This is a genomic window from Vibrio sp. Of7-15 (genome assembly GCF_022347565.1).
Lineage (GTDB): Bacteria > Pseudomonadota > Gammaproteobacteria > Enterobacterales > Vibrionaceae > NORP241.
Genome location: NZ_JAKRGH010000002.1, coordinates 459970 through 472929, shown reverse-complemented (window position 1 = coordinate 472929; position 12960 = coordinate 459970). Strand labels below are relative to the sequence as shown.

Sequence of the window (12960 nt, the reverse complement as noted above, 5' to 3'; positions counted from 1 at the left end):
GGAGAGATAGGGATTTGAACCCTAGATACGCTACAAACGTATGCCGGTTTTCAAGACCGGTGCTTTCGACCACTCAGCCATCTCTCCGTAAGTGCGGTGAATATTAATCACCTAGCGTAAGCTTGTAAAGTGGTAATTTAAAATAAAAATCAACCGAATACACTTAATACAATACGATCAAACAATACTCTAAGCTAGTCTATTATAACAACAAGACATCCATTAATGCGTTGCGATATAAACCTCATTCGCCACGTATTTTTGTAAACAGTGACTATTAAATTGTGTATTTTTCGCAATCAGAACACACACACGCACTCCATTTTTTTGCGCCGTAGCAATGTAATCCAGCAATTGATCTTCATTTCCAAACATAAAACGTTCAGCATCACGCCGGCACAGATCGACAAAAATATCAGGACAATCTTCTGCATACAAAACAAGTTCAGCTTGCTGCATCAGGCGCAGTGCCTTTAACGTCAGTAATTCAGGATCATCGCCAAATTCAACCCAATGACGCACCGCTTGTGCCGCTTCTGCATTATTCAGTAACGTTTGGTAAATTTGCTCAAGCTGAGTTTCATCACTGGCCTGCTCTACTTCCTGAGAACGGTAAAACAGCTCCCAGAACTTACGCCTTTCATCCACCGTGGATAAAGATTGCTTCACATGCTCTCTTTTTGTACTGCCGAAATCAGCCAGTAAGGAAAGATTTTGTGGTAATTGCGTTTCCAGTAACTCTCGAATGAATCGGACAAGTACAGGAGAAGCACCACCACTGGAAATCGCCAGTTGTATTTTGCCTCTGTTAACTATGGAAGGTGTGATGAAATCACAATGCGCCAAGTCATCCACCACATTCGTCAGAATGCCTGTGGAAGTCGCATCTTGATGGACTTGATGATTCAGATCCGGATTATCTGTTGTTGCCCATACTTGCGCTAGATGGGGAGTTAGCAGTCCTTTGTTATAAAAGCCTTTAACGTAATTTATTTGCCCTTCATCCGCTAAAGACTGAAGAAACGGGCGTACCTGCGGAGACACAACTGTTACTTTCGCCCCTGCCCTAACAAGCATTTCAATCTTTCGGCAAGCGACTTCTCCCCCACCAACAACAAGCACATCACGCTCTGCGAGATCCAAAAAAATGGGAAAATAGCGCATGGATCACCTTTTTAATCTAAAACAAACTACCATTCATCTAACCACATCTACTCCAAAGAGTCATTTCATAATCACTTGTGACCAAAATAAAGCAAATATGTCAGACTATTTCAAACCAAGTCGTAGTTAAATTACAGGAATAATTAATAAGGAGTAGTCCACACCACCAATATCTACCTCTTTTTACCTAATTGATACTTTTATCTACCCCTTTAGGGTAGTTTGGTTTCGTAATTGATTTACATCATATCTGTACTTTTCTTAACAATTCATCATATCTGCAGAATTAAAAACTTTAGGAAGCACTATGAGCAAAGTCAGACTGGTTATCATCGGTAACGGCATGGTGGGCCACCGTTACATCGAAGACCTTGTAGAAAAAGCAGAGCTAGATAACTTCGACGTGACCGTTTTTTGTGAGGAACCCCGTGTTGCTTACGATCGCGTTCACCTTTCTTCTTACTTCTCTCACCATACCGCTGATGAGCTTTCTTTAGTTAAAGAAGGTTTTTATGAGAAGCACGGTATCAATGTGTTGATTGGTGAACGCGCCATTAACATCAACCGCTCTCAAAAAATCATCTATTCAAATTCTGGCCGTGAAATCAAATACGATAAATTGATCATGGCAACTGGCTCATACCCTTGGGTTCCTCAAATTAAAGGGAACGAAAGCAAAGACTGCTTTGTATACCGTACCATTGAAGATCTCAAAACCATTGAAGCAACCGCAAAACGCAGTAAAAGTGGCGTTGTAGTTGGTGGTGGCTTACTTGGCCTTGAAGCTGCTGGCGCATTAAAAGCATTAGGGGTTGAAACGCACGTCATTGAATTTGCACCAGTACTGATGGCAGAGCAACTTGACCGTGCAGGTGGTGAACAACTTCGCCAAAAAATCGAAAAACTAGGCGTTCAAGTCCACACCAGTAAAAACACACTGGAAATCATTGCCGAAGGTGAAAATGCACGCAACACCATGAAATTTGCCGATGGCACTCAGCTAGAAGTTGATTTCATCGTATTCTCCACCGGTATTCGCCCTCAAGATAAATTGGCTCACCAATGTGGCCTAGCGACTGGCCGCCGTGGCGGTATCAACATCAGCAACCAATGTGTCACCAGTGACAACGACATCTACGCCATTGGTGAATGTGCTTCTTGGAATGAACAATTTTTTGGTTTGGTCGCGCCAGGTTATAAAATGGCACAAGTTGCGGTGGACCACCTGCTAGGCAACGAAAACGCCTTTGAAGGTGCCGACATGAGTGCAAAGCTTAAACTGCTGGGCGTAAAAGTGGGCAGTATTGGTGATGCGAATGGACGTACCCCTGGCTGTAAAAGCTACGTTTACCTTGATGAAAGTGAAGAAGTCTACAAACGTATTATCGTTTCTGACGATGGCAAAAAGCTGCTTGGTGCAGTATTAGTCGGTGACACATCAGACTATGGCAACCTACTGCAATTATCGCTAAACGACATTGAGCTTCCTAAGCATCCAGATACGTTAATTCTTCCTGCACACGCTGGTGCAGAAAAGCCAGCCATGGGGGCCGACTCCCTACCAGAATCTGCCGTACTATGTTCTTGCTTTGACGTAACCAAAGGAAAAATTGCGGCAGCTGTGGCTGACGGGCACACGACTTTAGGTGAAATTAAAGCGGTAACCAATGCCGGTACTGGCTGTGGTGGTTGTTTACCATTAATTACGCAAGTTCTAAACTCTGAATTAGCCAAATCTGGGATCGAAGTTAAAAACCACTTATGTGAGCACTTTGAATATTCTCGCCAAGAGCTTTTCCACCTGATCCGTATTGAAGGGATTAAAACCTTTGATGAGTTATTAGAAAAGCACGGTAAAGGCTATGGCTGTGAAGTGTGTAAACCTGCGGCTGGCTCTATTTTCGCTTCTTGTTGGAATGAACACGTCCTAAAACCTGAGAATACTGGCTTACAAGACACCAACGATAACTTCTTAGGCAACATGCAAAAAGACGGTACATATTCAGTTATTCCACGTATGGCTGGTGGTGAAGTTACCCCTCAAGCTCTCGGATCGTTAGCAGATGTTGCCGCCGAGTTTAACCTTTATACCAAAATTACTGGTGCCCAACGCATCGGCCTATTTGGTGCGCAAAAAGATGATCTCCCAGCCATTTGGAAAAAGCTAATCGCAGCAGGTTACGAAACAGGCCAAGCCTATGCAAAAGCCCTTCGTATGGCAAAAACCTGTGTGGGTAGCACATGGTGTCGCTTTGGTGTTCAAGACAGTGTTGGCTTAGGCTCTCTACTTGAGAACCGCTATAAAGGCATTCGTACCCCTCATAAAATGAAGTTTGGTGTTTCTGGCTGTACCCGAGAATGTGCTGAAGCCCAAGGTAAAGATTTAGGCATTATCGCAACCGATGCAGGTTGGAACATGTATGTGTGTGGTAATGGCGGTATGAAACCTCGTCATGCCGATTTACTGGCGGCCGATTTAGACCAAGAAACCTTACTTAAGTATGTGGATCGGTTCTTAATGTTCTACGTTCGCACCGCAGATAAATTGCAACGTACGTCAGTTTGGATGGAAAACATGGAAGGTGGTATTGATTACCTACGTGAAGTCATCATCAACGACAAACTTGGTATCAATGAACAGCTGGAAACGGACATTGCAAAACTGATTGAAAGCTTCCACTGTGAGTGGACTGATGTCGTTAATAATGAGGAACAACAAAAGCGCTTTGCTCATTTCATCAACAGTGACAAACGTGATAACAACGTTCAATTTGTTAGCGAACGAGATCAACACCGCCCTGCCACTATCGAAGAAAAAGCAGACGTATACAAAATTTCTTTGGAGGAAACAGTATGAGCAAGTGGACTAAAGTCTGCCAACTAGACGACATCATCCCTGGTACTGGTGTTTGTGCACTGGTTAACGGTAAGCAAATTGCCCTATTTCGCCCACGAGCAAACAAAGAAATTTTTGCGATTGATAACATGGATCCATTTGCCAAAGCGAATGTATTATCTCGCGGCCTGATCTGCGAGCATGAACAGCAACTTTGGGTAGCAAGCCCACTGAAAAAGCAACGTTTCAACTTACAAGATGGCCGTTGTTTAGAAAACCAAGCGGTGACCATTACCGCATACAAAACAAAAGTAACAGGTGATTCAATAGAGGTTGCCGCTTAACCTCTTGCAACCTTCAACAACAAAATCATTGCCACCAACCGACAGGCTGGTGGCAATACAAAAGTCGATGAACTGGAGTGTCAACACGTATAACAGAAGCCTGTCCTCCTCTTTTATACGTGTAGATATTTTGGATTTAACAAACTTAGGAATACAGTATGTACTCAGACCCAATCAAAAAGTGCGCGGCCAACGCAGCACGAATTGTGAAACTGGCGGATAAAAATCCTCTTGGCTTCTGGATAAGCTCTGCAATGGCAGGCGCCTATGTTGGCCTTGGTATTATTTTAATTTTCACTTTAGGCAACCTTGTTGACCCATCCATTCGCCCTCTTGTTATGGGTGCCACTTTTGGTGTGGCATTAACCCTCGTGATCATGGCAGGCTCCGAACTCTTTACTGGCCACTCTATGTTTTTGTCTTTCGGAGCAAAGTCTGGCGTGATCACTTGGAAAGATAACGCTCGTATTCTTCCACAAACTTGGGTCGCCAACTTACTAGGCTCTGTCGCTGTGGCTCTTCTTTATTTCTACGCAGGTGGCGGTAAATTACTGCCAGATGCCGAAAGCTTACTGCACAAAGTCGCCCTAGCAAAAACATCAGCGCCAGCAATGATCCTCTTCTTTAAAGGGATTTTATGTAACTGGCTGGTATGCCTTGCTATTTGGATGTGTCAGCGCGTTGAAGGTACTGGCCGTTTCATTGCTATCTGGTGGTGTCTATTAGCTTTCATCGGTTCTGGTTACGAGCACTCCATCGCTAACATGACTATTTTTGCTATGTCGTGGTTCGGCCAACATTCAGATGCTTATACGCTTGGCGGCATTGGTCACAACCTGCTATGGGTTTCTCTTGGTAACTTAGTATCAGGAACGGTATTCATGGGTCTTGGATATTGGTATTCAACGCCAAAAGAAGAGCGCCCAAATTTAAGCAAACACGCTGATGATCAAGTTTCAGCAAAACCTGTTAAAGCGTAATAACCATTAAAGATCAGCGAGAGAAATCGACATGAGCAAAGAAGTAATGACTCACTCCCCTAGCAATAGCCTAGACAATATTGCTGAACGCGGATTTGTTTCTCTCGTTGGTGCAGGGCCAGGCGATCCCGACTTACTCACTGTTAAAGCCTTACGCTTAATACAGCAAGCAACAGTAGTAGTTTACGATCGCCTTGTTTCACAAGAAGTTATGGCATTGGTGAATTCAGAATCTGAACTGGTTTTTGTTGGAAAAAAAGCAGGTCATCATTGCGTTCCCCAAGATCAAATCAATCAAATACTGGTGGATAAAGCTCTACAAGGACACAAAGTCGTTCGTTTAAAAGGCGGAGATCCTTTTATTTTTGGGCGAGGTGGAGAAGAACTAGAAGCCCTATTGCCTTTCAATATTGCTTTTGAAGTGGTGCCTGGAATTACCGCAGCGGCTGGTTGTGCCGCTTACTCAGGTATTCCTCTGACTCATCGCGATCATGCACAAAGTGTTCAATTTATTACTGGCCATCTACAAGCCAATGGGGAGGAAATCAACTGGGCTTGTCTTGCTCAGAGCAACCATACCCTAGTGTTCTATATGGGCTTGCAGCAAAGTAATAAAATTCAAGAACAACTTCTGAATAATGGCATCGCTGAAAATACCACTTTTGCTATTGTGGAAAATGGTACTCAGTCGAAACAACGGGTTATAACGGGGCAGCTAACTGAGTTATCAACTAAAGCAGCAGAAGCACAAAGCCCAGCTCTCATTATTGTGGGGAGTGTTACGCAGCTCCATCAACAGCTTTCTTGGTTTGAAATGCAAAAAAACAGCGCTACCGCAATTAATAGCATTTAATAATAAAAACCATTTTTATAGAGGCCAGCGAAAAGTTGGCCTTATTTAAATGTATCATTCCCCCACATTCCTAACACTTCACACTAAGAAAAAATAGATAATCAGCTATTTATACTGGTTATCCACCCGCCCACAAACTTCACAATTCAGTTACATTCAGATAGTTTATTTTAAAAACAGCAAAATGAACTATATTCTAAATCATTATAAGCAACATGTTTATAAAGAATAAAAAACTTAACATAACCAGTCGCTTGCTTGATATGAATTCGTTTCCTAAACTGAACTTGTTCATAAATACGATTTAAAACGAAGATCATTTACGTTCAATTTACACACCCAAAATAAAAACAAATCTTTAACAAATAATTTTAAACAACAACATCATAAAATAGTGGATACAGGATAAGCCTGATGCCACAAGGAAAAACAGGAAGGAACACAGATGGCGAAGAAAGCGAAAGTATTACTTGCAGTACTAGCCACTTCAACTGCGCTAATGACAGGGACATCTTATGCGGCCAATGCCACATTAGGTAAAGTTACTAAACAAGGGTTTGTACAATGCGGGGTAAGTACAGGCCTTCCTGGCTTCTCAAACCCAAATTCAAAAGGGGAATGGGAAGGCATTGATGTTGAATACTGTCAAGCTCTTGCAGCTGCAGTTCTTGGTGATAAAACAAAAGTAAAATACGTTCCACTGACTGCAAAAGAACGTTTTACTGCCCTTCAATCCGGTGAAATCGATGTTCTATCACGTAACACCACATGGACTCTTCACCGTGATACTGCGCTTGGCCTAAACTTCGTTGGCGTGAACTACTACGATGGTCAAGGCTTTATGGTTAAAAAAGACCTTGGTATTAGCAGTGCTACCGAGCTAGATGGCGCATCCGTTTGTGTTCAGTCTGGTACTACAACGGAGCTAAACCTAGCCGACTACTTCCGTAATAAAGGCATGAAATACAGCCCTGTGGTATTTGATACTGCCGCACAAACCTCAAAAGGTTTCGAGGCTGGACGCTGTGATGTTCTAACCACCGACCAATCAGGGCTATACGCACTTCGACTCAATCTTGCAAATCCAAAATCTGCCGTCGTACTGCCTGAAATCATCTCAAAAGAGCCTTTAGGTCCTGTGGTTCGCCAAGGGGATGACCAATGGTTCAACATTGCTAAATGGACATTAAATGCCATGATTAATGCGGAAGAATATGGCATTAACTCAAAAAATGCAGATCAAATGCGTTCATCAAAAGATCCTAATGTTCGTCGTATCCTAGGTGTGGATGGCCCTAAAGGTAAAGGCCTTGGCATTCGTGATGATTGGGGCTACCAAATTATCAAGCAAGTTGGTAACTACGGTGAAAGCTTCGAGCGAACGGTAGGTAAAGGCTCTCCTCTTGATATTTCCCGTGGTGTAAATGCACTGTGGAATGCGGGTGGCTTCATGTACGCACCACCAATTCGCTAATCTCCTTTTCATAGCGAATTCATGCAGGAAACATGGGGTGCATCGTCACCCCTTTTTAAAATTAGATTTGAGGTTGTAGTTGTATGGCGTCTAAACAACTAAATACAATATCTAAAGATGAGCCTTCAAAAGCGCCATCTAAAAAACAAAATATCTTATACAACCCAACATTTAGAGCGATTATATTTCAGGTGCTGGCAATTTTAGCGCTTGTAGGCTTCTTCTACACCATAGTCAATAATGCATTAATCAACTTAGATTCACGTGGCATTGCCACAGGCTTTGGCTTTTTGAACGACGAAGCAGGGTTTGGTATTGGCCTTTCCCTTATTGAGTATGATGAAACTCATACTTATGGTCGCACTTTCATTGTTGGATTGTTAAACACGGCATTGGTATCAGTCATCGGTATTGTTTTTGCCACTATTCTTGGGTTTATTATTGGTATTGCCCGCCTTTCCCATAATTGGTTAGTGAGCCGTTTTGCGGCGGTGTACATCGAAACATTCCGTAATATCCCACTGTTACTACAAATTTTCTTCTGGTATTTTGCCGTACTTCAAGCTCTCCCCTCCCCTCGACAAAGCATGAGTTTAGGCGAAGCTGTGTTTTTGAATGTACGTGGTTTGTACTTCATGAAGCCCATCTTTGAAGCAGGATCAATACTTATTGCTGTCGCTTTAGTAGCTGCTATTTGTGCTTCTGTTGTACTGTCCATATGGGCGAACAATAAGCAAAAACTAACAGGGCAACAAACACCTGTTTTTTCAATTTCTTTGAGCCTAATCATCGGGCTTCCAGTACTGGCCTATTTCATTGCTGGTATGCCGATCTCCCTTGAATACCCCGAATTAAAAGGCTTTAATTTCCGCGGTGGTATCAGCATTATTCCAGAGTTAGCGGCACTGGTTATTGCACTGAGTATTTATACCGCATCGTTCATTGCCGAAATTGTTCGTTCTGGTATTAATGCTGTCAGCCACGGCCAAACGGAAGCTGCTATGGCGCTGGGTTTACCAAAAAGCCGTACTCTGAAACTGGTGGTTATCCCACAGGCATTACGAATTATTATTCCACCTCTCACGAGCCAATATCTAAATCTCACCAAAAACTCCTCCTTAGCGATGGCCATTGGTTACCCCGACTTGGTGTCCATTTTTGCTGGAACCACCCTAAACCAAACTGGCCAAGCAATTGAAATCATTGCAATGACCATGGCTGTTTATCTATCACTCAGCCTATTAACGTCATTCCTAATGAACATTTACAACCAGAAAGTCGCATTGGTGGAGAGGTAATATGAAAAAACATCAATTTCAACCAGACTTGCCACCACCACCGAATACCGTGGGCGTGATCGGCTGGCTACGGAGCAATTTATTTAATAGCCCCTTAAACTCTGTTGTAACCGTGGTTCTGGCTTATCTCGCTATTGCAGGGATCTGGACCATTTTTGATTGGGCTATCTTAAAAGCGGACTGGGTAGGTGAAACCCGTGATGCTTGTAGCCGAGAAGGAGCTTGCTGGGTCATCATTACTGTTCGTTTCGAACAATTTATGTTTGGCTTTTACCCTGCCGAAGAGTTATGGCGACCAAAACTGTTTTATGCCATGTTGGCCATTTTTGTTGCCCTGTTGGCTTATGAGAAAACCCCGAAACGTGCTTGGATATGGACATTTTTTATCACCATTTTCCCATTTCTGGCAGCTGGCCTTTTATATGGCGGAGTAATGGGGTTAGAAGTCGTTGATACTCATCTTTGGGGTGGATTACTGGTCACTCTGGTTATCGCCATTGTCGGTATTGTTGTTTCACTGCCTATTGGTGTTGCCCTGGCATTAGGACGACGCTCTGACATGCCAATCATTCGGAGTTTAAGTACGGTATATATTGAAATATGGCGTGGCGTTCCACTGATCACAGTGCTGTTCATGGCTTCTGTTATGTTGCCTTTATTCTTATCTGAAGGCTCAGATACCGATAAACTTGTTCGAGCTTTAATCGGCGTGGTTATGTTCAGCTCTGCTTACATGGCTGAAGTAATTCGTGGCGGGCTACAGGCAATTTCCAAGGGCCAATATGAAGCAGCGGATGCTCTTGGACTCACCTATTGGAAAAAAATGGGGCTGATTATTTTACCTCAGGCCTTAAAAATCACCATTCCATCCATCGTTAATACGTTTATTGGTCTCTTTAAAGACACCAGCTTAGTGTTAATTATTGGTATGTTTGATGTACTCGGTATTGGCCAAGCCGCCAACACCGACCCCGAATGGTTAGGTTTTTCTACCGAAAGTTATATTTTTGTCGCGTTAGTGTTCTGGGTTTTCTGTTTTAGTATGTCTAGGTACTCTATCTATCTAGAGAATAAGCTGCATACCGGCCACAAACGATAATAAATAAGAATTGAGCATCAAGGACGTATTATGACGCAACAATCTGAATACATGATCCAACTTAAAGATATGAACAAGTGGTACGGACAATTTCACGTACTAAAAAACATCAACCTTAACGTAAAAAAAGGCGAGAAAATCGTTATCTGTGGCCCTTCAGGTTCAGGGAAATCAACTATGATACGCTGCATTAACCGCCTTGAAGAGCATCAGAAGGGGCATATTTTTGTGTCTGGTAATGAGCTGACTGATGATTTAAAAAACATTGAATTAGTCCGTAAAGAAGTCGGAATGTGTTTCCAGCATTTCAACTTATTTCCACACTTAACCGTACTAGAGAACTGCACACTAGCCCCTATTTGGGTGAAGAAGATGCCAAAACAGGAAGCGGAAGCGCTGGCGATGAAGTATCTGGAACGAGTAAAAATTCCTGAACAAGCTGATAAGTTTCCGGGGCAACTGTCTGGTGGTCAGCAACAGCGTGTAGCTATCGCGCGATCTTTATGTATGAACCCACAAGTAATGCTGTTTGACGAACCAACATCTGCACTCGACCCTGAAATGGTTCGTGAAGTACTGGATGTAATGGTGGAACTCGCCAGTGAAGGGATGACCATGCTGTGTGTAACTCACGAAATGGGGTTTGCAAAAGAAGTGGCGGACCGAGTGATCTTTATGGATGCAGGTGAAATCATCGAAGAAAACAACCCTGTCGATTTCTTTGAAAACCCGCAATCCGACCGCACACAATTGTTCTTAAGTCAGATCCTACATCACTAAAAACGGTTTAAAACAGTATAACCTAAAAAGCTCCAGCATTATCTGGAGCTTTTTAATGACGCATACTCAGGGAACTAATACTCAGAAAACTAAGCGATAAGACACAACATAAAGTTGCTGTGTGTTTGGGTAGATCTCTCTAATCACTTCCTTTAATACGTCTAACGTCATGTTCTCTTGATCGGCATGAAATTGAGTCAATTCATCAAATAGAACAGGAACAACAGAGATTATTTTCAATTGGCAAAACTCTCGATTGTCTTCAAGCGTAAACACCCGAACTGTCGAACCGGGTACATAATCACACTCAGATTCATCTCTGATCGTAATGGTTTTTTTACCCGACACAATGTCACTTTCAAAGCGTTCAAAAAACAGCATGCTTGTTGGTGCAGTCATCATTATTCCAACATGTAAAAACGGTATTATGGCTAATTTTCTCCACTATAGAAAAGTCCATAACAAAAAACCGTTCAAAAATAAAAAGCCCCGACAAAAGTCAGGGCTCAGAACTATTTCGCTAATGTGGAAGTTAGCTGTTTTTTAGTGCTTGAATACGATTATCTAATGGCGGATGACTCATTAACAACTCAGTCAGCGATTTCTTACCATTAATACCAAAAGCCATCATGGAACCTTCGAGCTGTGGTTCATGGCTAACTTTTAAACGCTCTAGCGCTGCAATCATTTTATGTTTGCCCACTAGCTGAGCAGCCCCTGCGTCAGCTTTAAACTCGCGATGGCGGCTAAACCACATAGTTAGGAAGCTCGCAAGGAAGCCAAATACAAGCTCAAGAATGGTCGAAACAATGAAGTAAGTCATGAAACTTCCTCCCTCTCCTCTACCATCTTCGTCACTGGACATAAACCCACTCACCGCATTAGCAATCAAACGTGATAAGAAAATAACAAAGGTATTCACAACACCTTGCATTAACGTCATGGTGATCATATCACCATTAGCAATATGGCTGACTTCATGAGCCAAAACTGCCTCTGCTTCATCTCTTGTCATGTTATGAAGCAGACCCGTTGAAACGGCAACTAAAGAATCATCACGTTTTGCCCCCGTAGCGAACGCGTTGATATCAACTGAATCGTAAATGGCAACTGTTGGCATCCCAATACCAACTTGCTGTGCCTGGCGTGACACTGTTTCAATTAACCAGTGTTCTGTTTCATTTCTTGGATGTTCAATAACCTGACCACCCACAGAACGTAGCGCCATTTTCTTAGAAATTAACAAAGAAAACAGGGATCCGCCAAAACCAAACAGCGCCGCCATGACGATTAAGCCAGACATGCTGCCCGCTTGAATTCCAGTTACAGCATAAACAATATTCAAGACAATACTGAACACCAGCATTACTGCTAAGTTCGTTGCCAAGAACAACATTACTCGCTTCATATTTCACTTTTCTCCATTCAATGGAAGCTATCCTGATATATACAAATAGTTATCTATAATTTTATTTTTTGTTGACTGGCAACATAACTACTCACATTAGTACTCTTAATATGGTCGAACATTTTAATCAGAAGTGAAAGTAGCAAATTGCAACATTTTATGTACCTTAGCAGCATAAATACCGACACATTCCACCCATTAATAATAGCTCTCACATTAATCAACGAGATAAATTTACATTATTGCAACCAAACTAAAACTGAATTTTTTTAATTTTTTTTCATAAATTTGAAGTGGCAAGGGTTTTTCGATATACATCACTAAACATATTAAAATTCATAACGTTAAGTGTTCTGTTTTTATGCCTCAATACTTAAAACCGTATTCCGGTATGGCATATTAGACCTTAGTAGTATTGCACTACTCGAAAACTAAGACTATCTTTCTTGTGTCTTAAAATTACTGATTAAACCAAAGGGACGAACAATGGTTGAAAAGGAAAACTACCAAATGGCGATTGATCTACTTCGTTGCCATTTAGGACTAACGGTAGAAGAAGCTCGCGAGCAACTTGGTATTGATTCACAAGACTCAATACAGAAACAAGTTGTGGATACTCAAGAGTCCATCATGAGCGCAAGCCGCAGCTAATCAGCCGTAGACTGGTTAAATCAAACATATAAAAAGGGCTTACAGAATCTGTAAGCCCTTTTCATTTCTTTTC

Annotated in this window: 12 protein-coding genes and 1 tRNA gene; 9 read left to right on the top strand and 4 right to left on the bottom strand. The window is 42.2% G+C overall.

What is annotated here, in order from left to right; translation table 11 throughout:
* Positions 1-87 (bottom strand) — tRNA-Ser (locus MHO82_RS04695).
* Positions 88-222: 135 nt separating this feature from the next.
* Positions 223-1164, bottom strand: a complete 942-nt coding sequence (locus MHO82_RS04690) for a bifunctional precorrin-2 dehydrogenase/sirohydrochlorin ferrochelatase (protein WP_239182688.1) — start codon at positions 1162-1164, stop codon at positions 223-225.
* Positions 1165-1471: 307 nt separating this feature from the next.
* Here MHO82_RS04690 and nirB point away from each other — a divergent pair, with 307 nt between their 5' ends.
* From nirB to MHO82_RS04650, 8 genes are all read left to right on the top strand, one after another.
* Complete coding sequence (gene nirB, locus MHO82_RS04685) at positions 1472-4021, top strand: nitrite reductase large subunit NirB (protein WP_239182687.1); 2550 nt, start codon at positions 1472-1474, stop codon at positions 4019-4021.
* A complete protein-coding gene (nirD, locus tag MHO82_RS04680; protein WP_239182686.1) occupies positions 4018-4344 on the top strand; it encodes a nitrite reductase small subunit NirD in 327 nt (108 codons plus the stop codon). The genes nirB and nirD overlap by 4 nt, the downstream gene beginning before the upstream one ends.
* A gap of 158 nt (positions 4345-4502) precedes the next feature.
* Positions 4503-5324: a nitrite transporter NirC gene (gene nirC / locus MHO82_RS04675; RefSeq protein ID WP_239182685.1), complete on the top strand. Its 822-nt coding sequence runs from the start codon at positions 4503-4505 to the stop codon at positions 5322-5324.
* Between the two features lie 46 nt (positions 5325-5370).
* Positions 5371-6177, top strand: a complete 807-nt coding sequence (gene cobA / locus MHO82_RS04670; protein ID WP_239182703.1) for a uroporphyrinogen-III C-methyltransferase — start codon at positions 5371-5373, stop codon at positions 6175-6177.
* 445 nt (positions 6178-6622) lie between these two features.
* Entirely contained in the window at positions 6623-7651 is a 1029-nt protein-coding gene (locus tag MHO82_RS04665) for an amino acid ABC transporter substrate-binding protein (protein ID WP_239182684.1), read from the top strand.
* Positions 7652-7734: 83 nt separating this feature from the next.
* Positions 7735-8949 carry an amino acid ABC transporter permease gene (locus tag MHO82_RS04660; protein ID WP_239182683.1) on the top strand — a complete coding sequence of 405 codons (1215 nt, stop codon included), beginning with the start codon at positions 7735-7737 and terminating at the stop codon, positions 8947-8949.
* Position 8950: 1 nt separating this feature from the next.
* Positions 8951-10048: an amino acid ABC transporter permease gene (locus MHO82_RS04655; RefSeq protein ID WP_239182682.1), complete on the top strand. Its 1098-nt coding sequence runs from the start codon at positions 8951-8953 to the stop codon at positions 10046-10048.
* 30 nt (positions 10049-10078) lie between these two features.
* Positions 10079-10828 carry an amino acid ABC transporter ATP-binding protein gene (locus MHO82_RS04650; protein WP_239182681.1) on the top strand — a complete coding sequence of 250 codons (750 nt, stop codon included), beginning with the start codon at positions 10079-10081 and terminating at the stop codon, positions 10826-10828.
* Positions 10829-10909: 81 nt separating this feature from the next.
* On the opposite strand, the gene yqfB is transcribed toward MHO82_RS04650, so the two are convergent.
* On the bottom strand, positions 10910-11227 hold the full coding sequence (yqfB, locus tag MHO82_RS04645) for a N(4)-acetylcytidine aminohydrolase (protein WP_239182680.1): 318 nt from the start codon (positions 11225-11227) through the stop codon (positions 10910-10912).
* A 133-nt stretch (positions 11228-11360) separates the two neighbouring features.
* On the bottom strand, positions 11361-12236 hold the full coding sequence (htpX, locus tag MHO82_RS04640; RefSeq protein ID WP_239182679.1) for a protease HtpX: 876 nt from the start codon (positions 12234-12236) through the stop codon (positions 11361-11363).
* Positions 12237-12722: 486 nt separating this feature from the next.
* Between htpX and MHO82_RS04635 the strand changes: the two genes are divergently transcribed.
* Complete coding sequence (locus tag MHO82_RS04635; RefSeq protein WP_239182678.1) at positions 12723-12887, top strand: hypothetical protein; 165 nt, start codon at positions 12723-12725, stop codon at positions 12885-12887.
* Positions 12888-12960 lie beyond the last annotated feature (73 nt).